The organism is Streptomyces sp. NPDC090127, assembly GCF_044746945.1.
Lineage (GTDB): Bacteria > Actinomycetota > Actinomycetes > Streptomycetales > Streptomycetaceae > Streptomyces.
Genome location: NZ_JBIVDE010000005.1, coordinates 375,878 through 394,712, shown reverse-complemented (window position 1 = coordinate 394,712; position 18,835 = coordinate 375,878). Strand labels below are relative to the sequence as shown.

Annotated in this window: 18 protein-coding genes and 2 pseudogenes; 11 read left to right on the top strand and 9 right to left on the bottom strand. The window is 74.3% G+C overall.

Annotated features, from left to right (window positions below; all coding sequences use genetic code 11):
• Positions 1-13 precede the first annotated feature (13 nt).
• Together cobM and cbiE are read right to left on the bottom strand one after the other, a co-directional pair.
• Positions 14-763, bottom strand: coding sequence for a precorrin-4 C(11)-methyltransferase (gene cobM / locus ACIPPS_RS20675; RefSeq protein ID WP_401433957.1), 750 nt, complete (start codon positions 761-763; stop codon positions 14-16).
• On the bottom strand, positions 760-2,025 hold the full coding sequence (gene cbiE, locus ACIPPS_RS20670) for a precorrin-6y C5,15-methyltransferase (decarboxylating) subunit CbiE (protein ID WP_401433954.1): 1,266 nt from the start codon (positions 2,023-2,025) through the stop codon (positions 760-762). Before cbiE ends, cobM begins: the two co-directional genes overlap by 4 nt.
• A gap of 149 nt (positions 2,026-2,174) precedes the next feature.
• Here cbiE and ACIPPS_RS20665 point away from each other — a divergent pair, with 149 nt between their 5' ends.
• The 4 genes and pseudogenes from ACIPPS_RS20665 (at position 2,175) to ACIPPS_RS20650 (ending at position 4,453) form a co-directional block, all read left to right on the top strand.
• On the top strand, positions 2,175-3,266 hold the full coding sequence (locus ACIPPS_RS20665; protein WP_401434649.1) for an LLM class flavin-dependent oxidoreductase: 1,092 nt from the start codon (positions 2,175-2,177) through the stop codon (positions 3,264-3,266).
• A gap of 5 nt (positions 3,267-3,271) precedes the next feature.
• Positions 3,272-3,898 carry an FMN reductase gene (locus tag ACIPPS_RS20660; RefSeq protein ID WP_401433951.1) on the top strand — a complete coding sequence of 209 codons (627 nt, stop codon included), beginning with the start codon at positions 3,272-3,274 and terminating at the stop codon, positions 3,896-3,898.
• A gap of 27 nt (positions 3,899-3,925) precedes the next feature.
• A pseudogene (locus ACIPPS_RS20655) lies at positions 3,926-4,021 on the top strand (universal stress protein); the annotation flags it as partial.
• Between the two features lie 60 nt (positions 4,022-4,081).
• Complete coding sequence (locus tag ACIPPS_RS20650) at positions 4,082-4,453, top strand: VOC family protein (RefSeq protein WP_401433948.1); 372 nt, start codon at positions 4,082-4,084, stop codon at positions 4,451-4,453.
• Between the two features lie 84 nt (positions 4,454-4,537).
• Here ACIPPS_RS20650 and ACIPPS_RS20645 read toward each other — a convergent pair whose 3' ends face one another.
• From ACIPPS_RS20645 to ACIPPS_RS20615, 7 genes are all read right to left on the bottom strand, one after another.
• Positions 4,538-5,404 carry an ABC transporter permease gene (locus ACIPPS_RS20645; RefSeq protein WP_401433946.1) on the bottom strand — a complete coding sequence of 289 codons (867 nt, stop codon included), beginning with the start codon at positions 5,402-5,404 and terminating at the stop codon, positions 4,538-4,540.
• On the bottom strand, positions 5,401-6,369 hold the full coding sequence (locus tag ACIPPS_RS20640; protein WP_401433943.1) for an ATP-binding cassette domain-containing protein: 969 nt from the start codon (positions 6,367-6,369) through the stop codon (positions 5,401-5,403). The genes ACIPPS_RS20645 and ACIPPS_RS20640 overlap by 4 nt, the downstream gene beginning before the upstream one ends.
• Positions 6,370-6,579: 210 nt before the next feature.
• Entirely contained in the window at positions 6,580-7,062 is a 483-nt protein-coding gene (locus ACIPPS_RS20635) for a hypothetical protein (RefSeq protein ID WP_401433941.1), read from the bottom strand.
• Between the two features lie 122 nt (positions 7,063-7,184).
• The gene (locus tag ACIPPS_RS20630) at positions 7,185-7,664 is read right to left on the bottom strand and encodes a RidA family protein (protein WP_401433938.1); all 480 of its coding nucleotides are present in this window, start codon (positions 7,662-7,664) and stop codon (positions 7,185-7,187) included.
• Positions 7,661-8,869, bottom strand: a complete 1,209-nt coding sequence (locus ACIPPS_RS20625; RefSeq protein WP_401433936.1) for an MFS transporter — start codon at positions 8,867-8,869, stop codon at positions 7,661-7,663. Before ACIPPS_RS20625 ends, ACIPPS_RS20630 begins: the two co-directional genes overlap by 4 nt.
• A gap of 94 nt (positions 8,870-8,963) precedes the next feature.
• A complete protein-coding gene (locus ACIPPS_RS20620) occupies positions 8,964-9,437 on the bottom strand; it encodes an RrF2 family transcriptional regulator (RefSeq protein ID WP_401434647.1) in 474 nt (157 codons plus the stop codon).
• Between the two features lie 30 nt (positions 9,438-9,467).
• A complete protein-coding gene (locus ACIPPS_RS20615; protein ID WP_401433934.1) occupies positions 9,468-10,910 on the bottom strand; it encodes a PLP-dependent aminotransferase family protein in 1,443 nt (480 codons plus the stop codon).
• A 158-nt stretch (positions 10,911-11,068) separates the two neighbouring features.
• On the opposite strand from ACIPPS_RS20615, the gene ACIPPS_RS20610 reads away from it, so the two are divergent.
• From ACIPPS_RS20610 to ACIPPS_RS20580, 7 genes and pseudogenes are all read left to right on the top strand, one after another.
• Positions 11,069-11,848, top strand: a complete 780-nt coding sequence (locus ACIPPS_RS20610) for an alpha/beta fold hydrolase (protein WP_401433931.1) — start codon at positions 11,069-11,071, stop codon at positions 11,846-11,848.
• Between the two features lie 68 nt (positions 11,849-11,916).
• Positions 11,917-12,321: pseudogene (locus ACIPPS_RS20605) on the top strand (hypothetical protein); the annotation flags it as partial.
• Between the two features lie 285 nt (positions 12,322-12,606).
• A complete protein-coding gene (locus ACIPPS_RS20600) occupies positions 12,607-13,626 on the top strand; it encodes an endonuclease/exonuclease/phosphatase family protein (protein ID WP_401433928.1) in 1,020 nt (339 codons plus the stop codon).
• Positions 13,627-13,644: 18 nt separating this feature from the next.
• The gene (locus ACIPPS_RS20595; RefSeq protein ID WP_401433925.1) at positions 13,645-13,893 is read left to right on the top strand and encodes a DUF2630 family protein; all 249 of its coding nucleotides are present in this window, start codon (positions 13,645-13,647) and stop codon (positions 13,891-13,893) included.
• 39 nt (positions 13,894-13,932) lie between these two features.
• Positions 13,933-15,897: an FUSC family protein gene (locus tag ACIPPS_RS20590; RefSeq protein ID WP_401433922.1), complete on the top strand. Its 1,965-nt coding sequence runs from the start codon at positions 13,933-13,935 to the stop codon at positions 15,895-15,897.
• Between the two features lie 227 nt (positions 15,898-16,124).
• Complete coding sequence (locus ACIPPS_RS20585; protein ID WP_401433919.1) at positions 16,125-17,597, top strand: APC family permease; 1,473 nt, start codon at positions 16,125-16,127, stop codon at positions 17,595-17,597.
• 30 nt (positions 17,598-17,627) lie between these two features.
• Positions 17,628-18,629: a hypothetical protein gene (locus tag ACIPPS_RS20580; protein WP_401433917.1), complete on the top strand. Its 1,002-nt coding sequence runs from the start codon at positions 17,628-17,630 to the stop codon at positions 18,627-18,629.
• The last annotated feature ends 206 nt before the right edge of the window (positions 18,630-18,835 follow it).

Here is an 18,835-nt window from a genome sequence, read left to right as displayed (position 1 = left end):
AACCCGCCCCCGCTCAGCAGACGTGGCGGTCGCGCGCCGGGTCGTACAGGTGGCTGTCGCGGAACTGTGAGGCCGCCAGGGTCCGGCCGACCAGGATCACCGCCGTCTTCGTGATGCCCGCCGCCTTCGTCTGCTCCGCGATGTCCGCCAGGGTGCCCCGCAGCACGACCTCGTCCGGGCGGCTGGCCATCGCCACCACGGCCGCCGGGCAGTCCGCGCCGTAGTGCGGCTCCAGCTCGGCGACGACCCGGTCGACGTACCGGGCCGCCAGGTGCAGGACGATCAGCGCGCCGCTGCGGCCCAGGGTCGCCAGGTCCTCGCCCTCCGGCATCGGGGTGGCCTGCTGGGCGACGCGGGTGAGGATCACGGTCTGGCCGACCGTCGGCACGGTCAGCTCGCGCTTCAGCGCGGCGGCCGCCGCCGCGAACGCCGGGACGCCCGGCACCACCTCGTACGGGATGTCCAGCGCGTCGAGCCGGCGCATCTGCTCCGCGACGGCGCTGAAGACGGCCGGGTCTCCGGAGTGCAGCCGCGCCACGTCCTGCCCGGCCTCGTGGGCGCGGACGATCTCGGCGACGATCCGGTCCAGGTCCAGGTCGGCCGTGTCCACCAGGCGCGCGTCGGGCGGGCACTCGGCGAGCAACTCGCGCGGCACCAGGGAGCCCGCGTACAGGCAGACCCCGCAGGCGGCCAGGGTGCGGGCACCCCGCAGGGTGATCAGGTCGGCCGCGCCGGGGCCCGCGCCGATGAAGTAGACGGTCATGCTCCAACTCCCGCTTTCGTTACGGACCACTGGGTCACCGGCATCGCCTGCCGCCAGCCGGTGAAGCCGCCCACCGGGACGGCCTGGGCGACGGCGAGCCGCACGAGCTCCCCGCCGTGCTCGCCGTACCGGCGCGCGAGCAGTGCCTCGGACTCCAGGGTCACGGTGTTGGCGACCAGACGGCCGCCCGCCGGCAGCGCGTCCCAGCAGGCGTCGAGCAGGCCGGGGGCGGTCAGCCCGCCGCCGATGAAGACCGCGTCGGGGGTCGGGAGGCCGGCGAGGCCGGCGGGCGCGGCGGCGGTGACGACCCGGAGCGCGGGGACGCCGAGGGCGTCGGCGTTCCGCGCGATGCGCCCGGCCCGCTCGGGGTCCTTCTCGACGGCGACGGCCCGGCAGGAGCGGTCGGTGCGCATCCACTCGATGCCGATCGAGCCCGAGCCGCCGCCGATGTCCCAGAGCAGTTCGCCCGGCGCGGGCGCGAGTGCGGCGAGCGTCGCGGCGCGGACGTACCGCTTGGTGAGCTGGCCGTCGTGCGCGTACACCTCGTCCGGAAGGCCGGGTACGGCGCCGAGCCGCAGCGCGTCGGGGGAGCGGACGAGGTCGAGGGCGATCACGTTCAGGGGGTCGGCGGGCCCGGTCGGCCAGGCCTCCGCCGAGCCGTCCACGATCCGCTCGCGGTCCGAGCCGAGCTGCTCCAGGACCCGCATCCGGCTCCCAGCGAAGCCCTTGGCCCGCAGCAGGCCGGCGACCTCGGCCGGCGTCGAGCCGTCGGCGCTCAGGACGAGCAGGCGTCGCCCGTCGTGTAGCCGGGCGGTGAGCGAGGCGAGCGGCCGGCCCACCAGCGAGACCGTCTCCACGGCCTCCAGGGCCCAGCCCAGGCGGGCGCAGGCGTACGAGACGGAGGAGGGGTGCGGCAGGACGTGCAGGCGCTCCGCGCCCACGGTCTCGGCGAGCGTGCGCCCGATCCCGTAGAACGTCGGGTCGCCGCTGGCGAGGACGGCGACGGCGCGGCCCTCGTGGGCGGCGAGGAGGCCGGGGACGGCGGGCCGCAGCGGCGAGGGCCAGGCGACGCGTTCACCGGGGCAGTCGGCGGCGGGCAGCAGGTCGAGCTGGCGGGGGCCGCCGATCAGGACGTCGGCGGCGCGCAGGACGCGACGGGAGCGGGCGGGCAGGCCGTCCCAGCCGTCCGCGCCGATCCCGACGACCGATATCGCACCGCGTGCGGGCCGTGCGAGGGGAGGGGCAGGGGGAACGGAGCTCACGTCGCCGAACTCTACGGGAGCGCCTTCCGGCCCCTTCCGCACGGCCGTGGAATAGGAGAGGGGGTCGCGCCGTTGGCGAAGATAGTTTACGATTCAACCAACAGCAGGAGGGGCAGCCGCCCCCGGCGAGAAGGCGAGAGGTGAGCACGATGCAGTTCGGGATCTTCACCGTCGGTGACGTGACGACCGACCCCACGACCGGCCGCGCCCAGAGCGAGCACGAGCGGATCAAGAACACCGTCGCCATCGCGCTCAAGGCGGAGGAGGTCGGGCTCGACGTCTTCGCGACCGGCGAGCACCACAACCCGCCGTTCGTCCCCTCCTCCCCGACCACGCTCCTCGGGCACATCGCCGCGCGGACGGAGAAGCTGACCCTCTCCACCTCCACGACGCTGATCACCACCAACGACCCGGTGAAGATCGCCGAGGACTACGCGACCCTCCAGCACCTCGCCGACGGCCGCGTGGACCTGATGATGGGGCGCGGCAACACCGGCCCGGTCTACCCGTGGTTCGGTCAGGACATCCGCCAGGGCATCCCGCTCGCCATCGAGAACTACGCGCTCCTCCACAGGCTGTGGAGGGAGGACGTGGTCGACTGGGAGGGGAAGTTCCGCAGCGCCCTCCAGGGCTTCACCTCCACGCCCCGCCCGCTGGACGGCGTCCCGCCGTTCGTCTGGCACGGCTCCATCCGCTCCCCCGAGATCGCCGAGCAGGCCGCGTACTACGGCGACGGCTTCTTCGCGAACCACATCTTCTGGCCCAAGCAGCACACCGAGAAGATGGTCCGCCTCTACCGCCAGCGGTACGCGCACTACGGCCACGGCACGCCCGAGCAGGCCATCGTCGGTCTCGGCGGCCAGATCTTCATGCGCAAGAACTCCCAGGACGCCGTACGGGAGTTCCGCCCGTACTTCGACAACGCGCCGGTCTACGGCCACGGCCCCTCCCTGGAGGAGTTCAGCCGCGAGACCCCGCTGACCGTCGGCTCCCCGCAGGAGGTCATCGAGCGCACCCTGTCCTTCCGGGACTACGTCGGCGACTACCAGCGCCAGCTCTTCCTGGTCGACCACGCCGGCCTGCCCCTGAAGACCGTCCTGGAGCAGCTCGACCTCCTCGGCGAGGAGGTCGTGCCGGTCCTGCGCAAGGAGTTCGCCAACCTGCGGCCCGCCGGTGTCCCGGAGACCGCCCCGCTCCACCCCGCCGTCACCCGCACCACCACCGAGAACCAGGAGGCCTGAGCGTCATGCAGACCCTGAAGCTGGTCGCCGTGTCCGCCGGGCTCAGCGCGCCCTCCTCCACCCGGCTGCTCGCCGACCGCCTCGCCACGGCGGCCCGGTCGCGCCTGACGGAGCAGGAGTACGTCGTCGAGGTCCGGGTGGTCGAGCTGCGCGACCTCGCCGTCGACATCGCGAACAACCTCGTGACGGGCTTCCCCTCCGGCCGGCTCCAGGAGGCGATCGACGCGGTGACCGGCGCCGACGGGCTGATCGCGGTGACGCCCGTCTTCACCGCCTCGTACAGCGGTCTGTTCAAGTCCTTCTTCGACCTGATCGACCCGGCCGCGCTGACCGGCAGGCCGGTGCTCATCGGCGCGACCGGCGGCACCGCCCGGCACTCCCTGGTCCTCGACCACGCGCTGCGCCCGCTCTTCGCCTATCTGCGGGCGCTCGTCGCCCCGACGGCCGTCTACGCGGCCTCGGAGGACTGGGGTTCGGGCGGCGACGAGTACACCGACGGACTGCCCTCCCGCATAGCCCGGGCCGGGCACGAGTTCGCGGACCTGGTCGCGGCCAGGGGCCCCGCGGGCGCGACGGACGAGGACGAGGTCGTGCCCTTCGAACGGCAGCTCGCCGACCTCCGCCTGGATTAGCGTCCCCGCTGGTCGTCGGCGACCGTGGGGCACGCGGGTTTCAGGGCGGCGGTCCTGGGCTCCGTCTCCGCCAACATGGCCCAGCACGCGCCGTGTCCGGTGGTCGTCGTCCGGGGCGAGTGAGGCCGGGGCCGCCCCCGCGTTTGCCGTGCGGGGGGAGCCCGGCGGGCGCATGATGCCCTCATGGACATCAAGCTGGAACTGATCGGCGTGCCCGTCACCGACATCGACCGGGCCAAGGCCTTCTACGAGCAGGTGGGGTTCCACGCCGACCACGACATCCCGGTCAGCGACGACATCCGCTTCGTCCAGATGACCCCGCCGGGCTCGGCCTGCTCGATCGCCTTCGGCAAGGGCATCACGGAGATGGCCCCGGGCTCCCTGGACAACATGCAGGTCGTCGTCACGGACATCGAGGAGGCGCACGCCGACCTCACCCGGCGGGGCGTCGAGGTCAGCGAGATCGACGACCAGCCGTGGGGCTCCTTCGTCTACTTCGCCGACCCGGACGGCAACCGCTGGGCGGTCCAGCAGACGACGCCACGGGGCAAGTGAGCCACAAGGGAAATGAGCCACGGGGGAAGTGAGCCACGGGGGAAGTGAGCGGGTGCGGTCGGAGAACCCCGCCCGCACCACCCGTCACTTGCGGTTGTAGAGCCGCATCGTGATCGCGCCGAAGACCACCACGAACAGCGCCGACCACGCCAGCGACCACGCGATGTCCGCCGCCGGCCAGTTCCCGGCCATCAACTCCCTTACCGCCGTCGCCAGATGCGTCACCGGGCTGTTGTTCACGAAGGCCTGCAGCCAACCCGGCATGGTCTTCGGGTCGACGAACACGTTGGACAGGAACGTCAGCGGGAAGATCACCATCATGCTGACGCCCATGACGGACTTCTCGCTGCGCAGCATCAGCCCGAACATGGTCCAGATCCACGAGAACGAGAACGCGAACACCACGAGCAGCGCGACCCCGAGCAGGACGCCGACCACCCCGCCGTCCGGCCGGAAGCCGATCAGCATGCCGACGGTGAGCATGACCACCGAGGCGATCACATACCGCACCACGTCGCCCAGGAGATAGCCGACCATCGGCGCGGGCCGCCAGATCGGCAGCGTACGGAAGCGGTCGAAGACGCCCTTCTCGATGTCGGTGTTGACCGAGACGCCCGTGTACATCGTGATCATCACGACGCTCATCACGAGGATGCCCGGCAGCAGGAACTGGATGTACGCCGAGATCGACCCGGCCAGCGCGCCTCCGAAGAGGTACGTGTACATCAGCACCAGCATGATCGGGAACGCCGTCACGTCGAACAGCTGCTCCGGCACGTGCTTGATCTTCAGCATGGCGCGCCAGCCGAAGGTCAGCGACGCGGAGAGCGCGCTCGGGCGTGGCGGCCGGGACTGCCCCACGAGCAGCGCCGCGAGCTCGTCCGCCTTCGGGGCGACGAAGTCGAGGCTGTCGGTGGTCTGCGTGTCCTTGCCGGTGGTGACGGTGGTCATGCCGCCGTTCCTTTCCTGTCCGTCAGCGCCAGGAACACCTCGTCGAGGCTGGGCTGGCCGAGCCCGAAGTTGTCGACCGTGATGCCGGCCCGCGTCAGCTCCGCCAGCGCCCGGGCGGCCTGCTCGGCGGCGCCGAGGTCCGACCCGTGGCCGTCGACGGTGACGGTGAGCGCGACCGGGTCCGGGTCGAGCTGGACCGGGGCCTTCAGGGCCTCCCGGAGCACCCGCTCGGCCTCCGGGCGCTGCTCGGCCTCCCGAAGTCGTACGTGCACCGAGCCCGAGCCCACGGACGCCTTCAGCTCGCCCTTCGTCCCCTCCGCGATCACCTTGCCGTGGTCGATGACGGCGATACGGGAGGCCAGCTGGTCCGCCTCGTCCAGGTACTGGGTGGTGAGCAGGACCGTGGTGCCCTGGGCGACGACCGCGCGGACGATGTCCCAGACCTGGTTGCGGCTGCGCGGGTCGAGCCCGGTCGTCGGTTCGTCGAGGAAGAGCAGGTCGGGCGTGTTGAGGATGGACGCGGCGATGTCGATACGGCGCCGCATGCCGCCCGAGTAGTTCTTGACCTGCTTGTCGGCGGCCTCGGCGAGGCCGAACGCCTCGAGCAGCTGCGCGGAGCGGCCGCGGGCGTCGGCGCGGCTGTGGCCGAGGAGGCGGGCGAGCAGGACGAGGTTCTCCGTACCGGTGAGGTCCTCGTCCACGGAGGCGTACTGCCCGGTGAGGCTGACCCGGCCGCGCACGGCGTCGGCGTCCTTGACGACGTCCTTGCCGAAGACGTGCGCCCGGCCGCTGTCGGGGCGCAGCAGGGTCGCGAGCATCTTGACGGCCGTGGTCTTGCCGGCGCCGTTGGGGCCGAGGACGCCGTAGACCGTCCCGGCGGGGACCCGGAGGTCGATGCCGTCGACGGCCCGGTTCGTGCCGAAGACCTTGACCAGGCCCTCGGTCTCGATGGCGAGGTCGGTCATGCGTGGTCCTCCCGGCTGCCGGGTGCGAGCGCTTCCCACCAGTCTCCGACGAAGGCGGCCGGGATGCCAGGGGGAACGCCTGTACGCAGGGGCGGGGGACGGCAGCTACCGGGAGGCGCGGGGGCCCACGCCACAGCCCACCCCGCTCGGGGCGGGGCGGGCTGTGCGGGCGGGGCAGACGTCTCCAGCGGCGACGGTCGCCGCGGGCGTCTACAGCGAGGTCGTGGGCGGGGACGGGCGGTGTGAGGCCGGGGGCACCGGCGGCTGGGACGCGCGGCGGGCGGGCGCCGCGGGCCTGGCCCGCGCGGGCGGGGCCGGCTCGTGCGTGTACAGCAGGTAGAACGCGGTGACGAGCGTGCCCGCCGCCACCACCAGGCCCAGGATCACCCCGGACAGGATGCTCGCGTCGGAGAGGCTGAACAGGAAGCCGACCGCGCAGCCGGCGAGCGCCGCCCAGGCCGCCGCGTGCAGCTCGCGCGGCAGGACGTGCCCGAACTGCCGCACCGCGTACACCGCGCCGGCGAGGACCACGCCGGCGACCAGGCCGAGGACGACCTGGCCCCAGGTGATGACGCCTCCGGAGCGCTGGACGGCGGCCGCGTAGATGCCGTAGGCGAGGCCCAGGGTCACCGGCAGCCCCCAGCCGTGGGTGTGGATGTGCCGTCGGGTCGGTGTCGCTGCGTGTGTGGCCATCGCAGGCGCTCCTTCGCTCTCGCCCCCTCACCACCACCTTCACCCTCAAGGGCACACCCGGAGCCCCCGCCCCCGCAACCCGACGGGACGGGGGCCGGGCCCCGACCCCCGTACCGGACGGGTCAGCTCGCCGGGGCGGGCCGTACGGCGACCGCGTCGATCTCGAAGAGCATCCCGGGCAGCGCCAGGGCGGCGACGCCGCTGAGCGTCTGCGCGGGCAGCCGCTCGCCGAAGGCGCCGTGCAGCGCCTTGCCCAGCACCTCCAGCTTGGCGAGGTCGTGGTCGACGATGTACGAGCCGAGGCGGACGACGTGCTCGAAGCCGAGCCCGACGCCTTCGAGGGCGAGCCGGAGATGCGTGAAGGCCAGCTCGACCTGGGCGGCGAAGTCGCCGGGGACGGGGGCGCCGGTCCTGTCGGAGGCGTACTGGCCGCCGATGAAGACGAGTTCGCCGGGCGCGGAGGCGGCGTGGCTGTAGCCGAAGGGCGCGGGGTCGTGGAGGGCGGCCGGGTTGGTGAGGGTGCGCTGGTCGGCGGGCTGGTGGCCGGTGGTGGGCTGGTGGCCGGCGGTGGGCTGGTCCGTGGTGGGCTGGTCGGTGGTCATGAGGTGGGGTTCCTTCCGGAGAGTGCGGCCGTCAGGCAGGCGGCCAGGGTGAGCGCGGCGCCCGTGGCGAGCACCACGGTGAACGTGGTCGCGTCGGTGACGAGCCCGCCGAGGAGAGCGCCGAGCGCGATGGAGAGGCAGAAGACGCTGACGTAGAGGCCGGTCGCGGTCTCCACGTCCTCGGGCGCGGCGACGGCCATGAAGAAGGACTGGAGGCCGACGGAGACCCCGCCGTACGCGAGCCCCCACAGGATCAGCAGGGCCGCGCCGGCCGGGGGCGCGCCGCCCGCGAGGGCGAGGGCGGTGAGCGCGACGGCGAGCCCGGCGCCGAGGGCGGCGAGGGTACGGAGCGGGGAGCGGGCGGCCCGGGGGCCCGCCAGGAAGTTCCCGGCGACGCCCGCGATCCCGTGGCCGAGGAGGAGCAGGCCGACGAACCGCTCGGGCACGTGGGCGTGTTCGGTGAGGACGGGCCGCACGAAGGAGTACGCGAGGAAGTGCCCGGTCACGAGGAGGAGGGTGAGGAGCAGGCCGACGCGAACGCGTGCGTCGCGACGCGGCAGGCGCAGCAGTGTCGCGACCCCGCCACCCCGTCCCGGCCCTCCCGCCGCGCCCGGCAGGGCGGGCAGCAGGGCCGCCAGGGCGCCCGTCGCCAGCACCGCCATCACCCCCACCGCGGCGAACGCCCCTCTCCAGCCCGCCCGTTCCGCCGCCACCGTGGCCGCCGGTACGCCGAGCACGGCGGCGGCCGAGACCCCGCCGAAGATCACCGCGGTGGCCCGGCCCACACCGGCGGCCGGGACCAACCGGGGCGCCAGGCCGCCCGCGAGCGCCCAGAAGCCGCCGATGGCGACCCCGAGCAGGGCCCGGGCGCCCAGGACGGCGGCCATGTGGTTCGCGAGGGCGGTCCCGAGGTTGGCGGCGGCGACCAGGGCCATCAGCAGGACCAGGACGGTCCGCCGGTCGGCGCCGGCCGCCCGGGTGGCGATCAGCGGGGCCGAGACCGCGGCGACGAGGCCGGGGACGGTGACCGTCAGGCCCGCCGTACCGGTGGATACCCCGAGGTCGGCGGCGACCGGCGTGAGCAGGCCGACGGGCAGCAGCTCCGCCGTCATCACGGTGAAGATGCCGAGCGTGACCGCGCCGACCCCCAACCGGCCGGAACGCGTACGGCGACCGCCACCCTCCCTTACCTGGATATCTAACATCCAGAATCACCCCCTGAAGACGTGTGTGTGTCCAATTCGGCCCGGAGGTCGGCATGCGGACGCCGGCTCGGACATCGGCCCGGACGTCGTCGACTCAGACGTTGGCGAACCAGCGGCGGATACGGTCCGGGGCCGACGGCGCCTGGCGCTCCGCCTGCTCTCGGACGCCGTCCAGCGTCCGGGCCGCCAGCTCCCGTCGCCAGGCCAGCTCCGCCGCGCCCATCGCGCCCGCGATCGCGCACTCCGCCGCGTACCCGTCGGCCGGGCCCGCGCCCGGCCCCTGCCGACGGATCTCGCCGCAGCGGAACGCCTCCTCCGGGCCCTCGATCGCCGTGACGACGTCCATCAGGGTGATCCGGTCCAGCGGTCGCGCCAGCCGGAAGCCGCCCTTGGGGCCGGAGGCGGAGGTGAGGATCCCGGCCCGGGTGAGCGCCTGGAGCTGCTTGTTGAGGTAGGCCGCGGGCAGCTCGTGGTAGGCGGCGAGGCGCGCCGCCGTCACCGCCCGCTCCGACCCGATCCAGGCCAGGTTGAGGCAGCTGTGCAAGGCCCACTCGACGCCCTCGTTCATCCTCATATCCTGGATATTAGATGTCCAGGATCATCGGGGCAACCCCCCGCCGTCCGGCCCCTGTTCCGCCAGCTCGGCCAGCCGGGCCAGCGCGCCCGCCAGGACCGGGAGCGGGGGTGACGCCAGCCCCACGCGGACCGCGTCCGCCGCGCCCCGCGCGAGCCCGCGCCCCGCCCCACGCCCCGCCCCGGCCGCCGCCCCACGCCCGGCGCCGCGACCCGCCCCGGCCCCCGCGCCGCGCCCGTCCACCGCGAACGCCGGGCCCGGGGTCAGCGCGATGCCGCGTTCCGCCGCCGCGGCCACGAAGGTCTCCGCGCGCCAGGGCGCCGGCAGCTCCCACCAGCAGGAGTACGCGTGCGGGGCGGTACGGATCCGGTACGCGCCCAGGTGGCGCAGCACCAGCGCCTGCCGGGCCGCCGCGTCCGCGCGCTTCGCCGTCACGAGCGCGTCGACCGTGCCGTCCGCCGCCCACCGGGTCGCCGCCGCCAGCGCGAGCCCGCCCGCCGTCCACGCGCCGGAGCGCAGCGCCCGCGCGAGGTCGTCCGCGAGCCGGGCGTCCGGGGCGACGAGATGGCCGACGGTGAGGCCGGGCGCGAGGCGCTTGGAGAGGCTGTCCACGAGCACCACCCGCTCCGGGGCGTGCGCGGCGAGCGGCGCCGGGGCGTCCGGGACGAGGAACGCCCAGGTGGTGTCCTCGATCGCGGTCAGACCCGACTCCCGCAGCACGCCCGCCAGTTCGGCCCGCCGCCCCGGACTCGCCGTCAGGGAGAGCGGGTTGTGCAGCGTCGGCTGGACGTACACGGCCGCGAGCGGGCTCGTGCGACGGGCCGCCGCCAGCGCGTCGGGGCGCATCCCCTCCCCGTCGAGCCCGATCGGCACGAGCCGCACCCCGAGCCGCTCCGCCACCGTCTTGACCAGCGGATACGTCAGTGCCTCGACGCCCATCGCGCCTCCCGGCGGGACGAGCGCGGAGAGCGCCGCCGCGATGGCCTGGCGGGCGTTGCCCGCGAAGAGCACCAGGTCCTCGTCGGGCTCCCAGCCCGGCCGTGCCAGCACCTTCGCCGCGGCGGCCCGCGCCTGCGGGGTGCCCGTGGCCGCCGCGGGGCGGCTCGTCTCCGCGCCCAGGACGTCGGCGCGGGCGAGCGCCGCGAGCGCCCGCCCCATCAGCTCCGACTGGCCCCGCGACACCGGGTAGTTGAGCTGGAGGTCGACCGGCGCCTGCCCGGTCGCCTCGGCGAGCGCGAGCGCGGCGCCCGGTGGCGGCGGAGCCGCCCGTACGAACGTCCCGCGTCCCACCTCGCCGACGACGAGACCGCGCCGCGCCAGCTCTCCGTACACCCGGATCGCGGTGGAGTCGGCGATCCGGTGGCGGCGCGCGAGCACGCGCTGCGGGGGCAGCCGGTCGCCGGGGCGCAGCCGCCCGTCCGCGATCCGCCGCGCGATCAGATCGGCGATCCGCCGGTACTCCTCCACGCGACACCCTCCCGCGGCCACCTCGGCGTGCGCCCCGCCGGCACGCCACCCGCACGACCATCCGGCCGCCCCGCACGCCCCCACGCACTCCGGCGACATTGCACCGAGAGCATAGGATCCCATTGCACCGAGCCGGAGCCGCTGCCTAGCCTCCGACCATGCCTTCCGCAGAGATCGACGGACTCACGATCGGCTACGAGGACAAGGGCGCGGGCCCCGCGCTCGTCCTGGTCCACGGCCATCCCTTCGACCGTTCGATGTGGCGCCACCAGATCGACCGCTTCGCCGCCACGCACCGGGTCGTCGCCCCCGACCTGCGCGGCTACGGCGCCACCACCGTCGTCCCCGGCACCACCCCGCTCGCCGCGTTCGCCTGCGACCTCGCCGCACTCCTCGACCACCTCGGCATCGAGGAGTTCGTCCTCGGCGGCCTCTCCATGGGCGGCCAGATCGTCATGGAGTGCTACCGCCTCTTCCCGCACCGGATCCGCGGTCTGCTGCTCGCCGACACCTTCCCCGCCGCCGAGACGGAGGAGGGCAGGGCCGGGCGGTACGCGATGGCCGAGCGGCTGGTGCGCGAGGGCATGCGGGGCTACGCCGACGAGGTCCTGGACCGGATGGTCGCCCCGTACAACACGCACGCCGCGCCGCACGTGCACCGGATGATGCTCGCCACCGACCCGGAGGGCGCGGCGGCGGCGCTGCGCGGCCGCGCCGAGCGGCCCGACTACCGCGCGCTGCTCGCCACCGTCTCCGTACCGGCGCTGGTCGTGGTCGGCCGCGACGACGCGTACACGCCGGTGGCGGACGCGGAGGCGATGCACGCGGCGCTGCCCGACTCCACGCTCGTCGTCGTCGAGCGGGCCGCGCACATGCCGAACCTGGAGCGTCCGGAGGAGTTCGACACGGCGCTCGCCGCGTTCCTGCGCGCGCTCTGAGGGGCGGGCGTCACTCGTTCGGACCAGCTGGGCGGTCGGTGGCGAACCAACCCCCGCACGATGAGCCCATGAGCCAGAACACCGCACCTCCCCGCAGGCAGAACACCGGTTCGGGCGCAGCCTGGTCGTCCGGCGGCACCCTCTTCGCCGGTGTGCTGATGCTGGTCATCGGCATCATGGACATCCTTCAGGGCATCGCCGCCATCGCCGAGGACGACGTCTACACGCGCGTCGGCGACTATGTCTTCAAGTTCGACCTGACGAGCTGGGGCTGGATCCACCTGATCCTCGGCATCGTCGTCGCCATCTCCGGCTACGGAATCCTCAAGGGCTCCGAGTGGGGCAGGGCCGCCGGTATCACGCTGGCCGCGCTGAACACGATCGCCCAGTTCCTCTTCCTGCCGTACCACCCGTGGTGGGCGCTGTTCTCCATGGCCATCTCGATCTTCGTGATCTGGGCCCTGGCCACGGACGACGACCTCGGCAAGGGCGCGTACCCCGACCCCAAGGCCCCGCGCGGGCCGGGCACGCCGGGCACGCCCGGAACGGGTACGGGAACGCCCGGCACGGGAACGCCCGGCACGGGAACGCCCGGCACGGGAACGGGAACGCCCGGTACGGGTACGCCCGGCACGGGCACCCAGGGACCCGGCGCGCCCGGTACCGGAACGCGCGGTCCCGGCGCGGTGTGACCCGCACCCGCACCCCGTCGGGCACGAGGACGGCCGAGGGCGCCCGGGCGCTGCGACACTGACGAAGTGGAGCAACTCCTGGCAGCTCAGCCGTCGTCCGTGCCCGAACCGGGCCCGACGACCCCCCGGCCCGGGCGGCTCCTCGCCGCCTGGGCCGCCGGTCTGCTCATGGCCGTCCCGACCGTGGTCACCGGCTGTCGGCTCCTCGACACCGACGCGTTCACCCCCGTACCGCAGGCGCTGTCGTTCCTCCCCTGGCTCACGGTCCCGGCCGCGCTCGCGGTGCTGCTCGCCCTGCGCGCGGGGCGACGCCTGCCGGCCGCCTGGGCGGTGGTCGTCGCCCTGACCACGGCCTGGTTCACGCTGCCGTACGGGCCGGGCGCCACGACCGCGCGCGGCCCGGTCGTCGAGCGGCTCCGGGTGCTCGCGTCGAACGTGGAGTTCGGCGAGGCGACGGACGCGCTGATCGGGGCGGTGCGCCGGGAGCGGCCGCAGCTGGTGTACGTCTCCGAGTGCGACCGCGCCTGCGTCCGCACCCTCACCGGCGCGCTGGGCACGAGCCTCCCGCACCGAGCGGCGGTGGACGGCGAGGGGTCGACGGGCTCGGTGATCCTCAGCGCGTACCCGCTGACCGCGCGGCCCCCGATCCCGGCCGCGATGGGGATGCCCGGCGCCGCCGCCCGGATCGGCGGCCGGAGCGTCGACGTCCGCCTCGCGCACCCGCTGCCGCCGATCCCGCGCCAGGTCGACGCGTGGCGGCGCGAGCTGGGGCGGGTGGCGGAGTTCGCCGGCGCGGCGCACCGCGCGGGCGGGCCGGTGCTGCTGGCCGGCGACTTCAACGCCTCCCAGGACCACGCCGCCTTCCGTGCCGTCCTCGACGCGGGCCGGCTGCACGACGCGGCCCGCCTCGCGGGCGCGGCCCGGATCCCGACCTGGCCGCGCGAGCCAGCCCTGCCGCCGTACGTCCAGATCGACCATGTGCTGGTCAGCGACGACTTCCGGGTGCGCGCGGTCCGCTTCCTCGACCTGTCGGGCTCGGACCACCGGGCGGTCCTGACCGACCTCGACCTGCACGCGGGCCGCTGATCGGCCACGCTGGAAGACATGGACCACATGCACGACGACGAGCAGATCCTGGAGAACATCGGCGGCCTCGTCGAGGAGGAACGGGCTCTCCGGCAGCGGATGGGCGGGCTCCTCCCGGAGGAGCTGACCCGGCTCGCCGAGCTGGAGGTGCAACTGGACCAGTGCTGGGACCTGTTGCGCCAGCGTCGCGCGAAGGCCGAGTTCGGCGAGGACCCGGACACGGCGGCCGTCCGCCCGGCGGCAGAGGTGGAGGGCTACCGCAACTGAAACCGGGGCGAACCCACCCACGCCACGTACCGTAGGCCCATGGCACGCCCCACCCGCCTCACCCCGCCCGCCTGGCTCACGGCCGGGCTACGGCCCGCGTCCGCGCCGATCCCCTGGGCCGCCGTCGCCCGTGCCTCCGTCGCGCTGTCCACACCGCTCGCCGTCGGGCTGGCCGTCGACCAGCCCGTCTACGGAGCCCTGGTCTCCATGGGCGCCCTCTCCGGGGTCATCGGCGACACCGCCGACGCGTACCGGATGCGGTTCTACAACATCGCCGTCCCCCAGCTCTTCGGCGCCCTCGGCGTCACCCTCGGCAGCCTCGTGTACGGCGACGGATGGCTCGCGGTCGTCGTGCTCACCCTGATCGCGCTGGTCTCCGGGATGATCTCCTCGATCGGCGCCGTCGCCTCCGTGTCCGGCCTGCTGCTGCTCCTCAACGCGGTCGTCGGCGTCGGGCTGCCGATGCCCGACCCCTGGTGGAAGCCACCCCTGCTGCTGACCCTCGGCGGCGCCTTCGTCCTCGTCCTGACCCTGCTCGGCTGGCCGCTGCGCGGCGGCGTCCCCGAGCGGACCGCCGTCGCCGGCACCTACCGGGCCGTCGCCGACGTGCTCGAAGCCACCGGCACGACCGCCGCGTACGAGGAACGGCGCCAGGCCGTCACCACCTCCCTCAACCAGTCGTACGACCTCGTCCTCGCCCGCCGCGCCCGCGAACACGGCCGGGCGCCGATCCTCGTGCGCCTGCTCGCCCAGCTCAACGCCGTCATCCCGCTCGTCGAGGCCGCCCCGGCCGCCCACGTCGCCGCCCTCCGCTTCCACCGCCCCCTGGCGCCCGCGGTCCCCGCCGCCGTCCGCGCCCTCGCCGACGCGATCGAGCAGGGCCGCACCGACACCCCCGACCTGGACCTCCCGCCCGCCGTGCGCCCCTCCGAGAAGGCCGTCGAGCACGCCCTGCGCCACGCGGCGACCGTCGTCCACGAGGCGGAACCCAACCCCTTCAACATCGACGACCGCCTCGGCCGCCCCGCCGCCCTGCGCGTACGGGCCCGGCGCGTCGTGCGCGGCGTCCTGCTCTCCGAGGCCTCCTGGCGGTACGGGCTGCGGCTCGCCCTCTGCATCGGCCTCGCCCAGGCACTGGTCTCGCTGATCGACGTACCCCGCTCGTACTGGGTCGCCCTCACCGTCACGTTCGTGCTGAAGCCCGACTTCGGCTCCGTCTTCTCCCGGGCGGTACTGCGCGCCTTCGGCACGGCGGTCGGCCTGGTCACGGCCGCGCTCGTGCTCGCCGAGGTGCCGCGCGGCTGGTGGGACGTGCCGGTGATGATCGTGCTCGCCGCCCTGATCCCCGCCTTCTCCGCGAAGGGGTACGCCTTCCAGACCGCGGCGATCACCCCGGTCATCCTGCTCCTCTCCGACCTCCTCAACCGGCAGGGCTTCGACCTGGTGCTGCCCCGGCTCTACGACTCCCTCATCGGCTGCGGGATCGCGCTGGTCGCCGGCTATCTGCTCTGGCCGGAGTCCTGGCACAGCCGGATCGGCGACCGGCTCGCGGACTCCGTCGCCGACTCGGCCGCCTATCTGGCGCTGGCGTTCTGCGCGCCCGCCGAGGAGGACCCGGGCGCCCGACTGCGGGCCCGACGGAAGCTGTACCGCGACCTGTCGGCCGTACGCACCGAGTTCCAGCGCGCCCTGACCGAACCGCCGCCGACCGGCACCGTCGCCTCCGCCTGGTGGCCTCTGGTCGTCGCCGTGGAACGGATCGTCGACGCGACGACCGCCGCCCGGGTCCGCGTCAACCACGGCGCGCCACCGCCCGAACCAGCCGAAGTCACGGCCGTGGAGCACCAGTTGCGCGAGCTCGCGGACGGGCTGCGCGGCACGGACGTGCTGGTGGAGGTACGGGCCGAACTGACCGGCGACGAGGAGGGGGTGCTCGCCCCGCTGCGCCAGGAGGTGACCGCCGCCCGCGCGATCGCGACACCCCGCCCGACGGCGGTGGAGTGAGCCCCTCTCCCCGCCCCCGACCCGGCCAAACACCCCTCTGAGGGCGCACGGATGCCCTTACCGGCGGTCACCGAGCAGAACCCTCCATGCCGCCGTTACCGGAATCCTCCGGTGCGACTACGATGCGCTCGATTCACCTTGATCCGTGCGCGGTCCGGCGAACAACTGACTCGGCGGCACGGTCGATTCGTCCTGCACCGCTCCCGTGCCACCCAAGGACATCCGCCATGCGCACCACCACCGGCAGAGGGCTCCAGCCCAATGTCCTCGGGACCTTCGACACCGTCGTCATGGCAGTCGCGGGCAGTGCGCCCGCCTACTCCCTGGCCGCGACGACGGCCGTGCTCTTCGGCGCGGTCGGCCTGGCGGGTCCGGCGGCGCTGCTCTACTGCGCGATACCGATGCTCGGCATCGTCCTCGCCTACGCGCGCCTCGGCCGGATCGACGTCAACGCGGGCGCCGGATACTCCTGGGTGGGCCGGACCCTCCACCCCTTCCTCGGCTTCCTCTCCGGCTGGGCACTCGTCGTCTCCGCCACCGTGTTCATGGTCGCCGGATCGCTGCCCGCGGGCGCGCTCACGCTCTCCCTCGTCGACCCCGGCCTCGCCGACAACACCCCGCTCGCCGCCGCCGTCGGAGCCGGCTGGTTCCTGATGATGCTGCTCGTCGTCCTGGGCGGCGCGCGGCTCACCGTACGGGCCCAACTGCTCATGTCGGGCGTCGAGATGCTCATCCTCGTCGCGTTCATCCTGGCCGCCCTGCTGCACCGGGGCCACGCGACCGCCTTCGACTGGTCCTGGTTCGGCTTCGGCCACTTCGACGGCCCGGCCGGCTTCGCCTCCGGCGCGCTGATCGCCGCGTTCTACTACTGGGGCTGGGACGTCACCAGCAACCTCAGCGAGGAGACCCGAGACAGCCGGCGCACCGCCGGACTCGCCGCGCTGGTCGGCGTCGGCGTCGTCTTCCTGCTCTTCGAGGCGTTCACGGTCGCGGTCAACGTGCTGCTGACCTCGGACCAGATCGCCTCCGGCGGCGCGAACGTACTGGCCGTGCTCGGCCAGGAGATCTGGCCAGGCGTCGGTGGAAAGCTGCTGGTCGCGGCGGTCCTGCTGTCCACGGTCGCCACCCTGGAGACCACCCTCATCCAGGTGACCCGCTCCCTCTTCGCGATGGGTCGCGACCGGACGATGCCGGCGGCGCTCGGCACCGTGCACCGGCGCTGGAACACCCCGTGGGTGGCCATCGCCACCGTCGGCGGCTCCGCGCTGCTGATGTTCGGCGCGGCGGCGGCCGCCGGTTCGATGAGCCGGATCCTGCGGGACGCGGTCTCCGCGATCGGCCTGCTGATCGCGTTCTACTACGCCCTGGCGGGCCTCGCCGCCGTCGTCGCGTACCGGCGGATGCTGCTGACGTCCGTACGGAACTTCCTCATCGGCGGCGCCTGGCCGCTCCTCGGCTCCGCGTTCATGCTGTGGGCGTTCGTCGAGTCGCTCGGCGAACTCTCCACGACCGCACTCGTCGTGGGTCTCGGCGGACTGCTCGTGGGCGTGGTCCCGATGCTCGTGTACTGGCGCCGGGGCAGCGCGTACTACCGCCCGGCGCGGCTCGACGCGGCGCGCGCCCTGGCGGCGGCGGAACCCTTCGCACCGAGCACGTCGAGGGCGCGCCGGACGGACGAGTCGCTGGCGACGGACTTCTGACACCGGGCTGACTTCCGAGGGAGGACCTGGATGGCCGCTTTCCGCCGATCGGCACGCTCGGGGCGTCCCGGGCGCTTCACCCCCGTCTTCGACCCGGACTTCGGCGACCGCGCGCTCACCGAGGCGCGGCACGACATCGTCATCGGGCGCTGGCAGGGCGTACGGGATCTGCTGCGCGCGACCGGCGGGGACTGGGCGCGCCGGACGCACCGGATACGGCTTCTCGCGCACGCGGCGGCGGGCAGTTCGGCGGTGGAGGCGTGGCGGGCTGCCGAGCCGCACAGTCCGGACGCGGCGGTGCTGCGGGCGGCGACCGAGGTCGTACGGATCTTCGACACGGCCATCGCGGCCGGCCGGGGCACGGTCGTGGACCGGGCGCGGGTCGACGCGACGGTCGACGCCTGCCTGCGGGCGGCGGAGGCGGCGCCCACGGACCCGATGCCCTGGGTCTCGCTGCTCTCGGTGGCGCGGCTGTACGAGGGCGGCGTGACCCGCCGCCAACTGCGGCAGTGGTTCGACGAGTTGCGGCACCGCGACCCGTACAACACCGAGGGCCACGCGCAGGTCATGCGGTACCTGTCGGCGCGCTGGCACGGCACGCACGGGGCGATGTACGACTTCGCGCGGGACGCGGCGGGCGTGGCGCCGCCCGGCTCGCCCCTGCCGATCCTGGTGCAGGTGGCGCGGGTGGAGGAGTACCGCTACATCGCGGACGGGGCGCTGGGGCGGGGCCCGGTGCGCGGTTTCGACCAGCACTGGAAGCACGAACTGGCGGTGGACGAGCTGCGCCGTACCCACGACCGCTGGATCGGCGGCCGTGAGCCGGACGCCGCGGTCGCCCCGGAGGAGGTGCCGGACCTCAACTACCTGGCACACGCGGCCTGCTACGCCGGCCAGGTGGAGGTGGCGCGCGAGGTGCTCGGGATGCTCGGCACGCGGGCGGCGTGGGTGCCGTGGGCGTACACGGGGGACCCGGAGGAGCAGTTCACCCGGTTCAGGGAGGGCTTGGGGGCGGGCGGCCCGCCCGGGTGAGGCGGGCGCGGGCGGCGCAAGGGGTGAGCCGGGGGCGTGCGGCCCCCCGGGGCAGTGGCGACGGGTGAGCCGTGGTGGTGGTGGTGGGGGGGGGGGGGGCCCCCCCCCCCCCCCCCCGCGCACCCCGCGGGTGAGACGCCCCAGTGGCGCCCCGCCCGGCGCCCCACCGAGACCCCCCCCCGGCCGACGAACTATCCCGGGCCCGC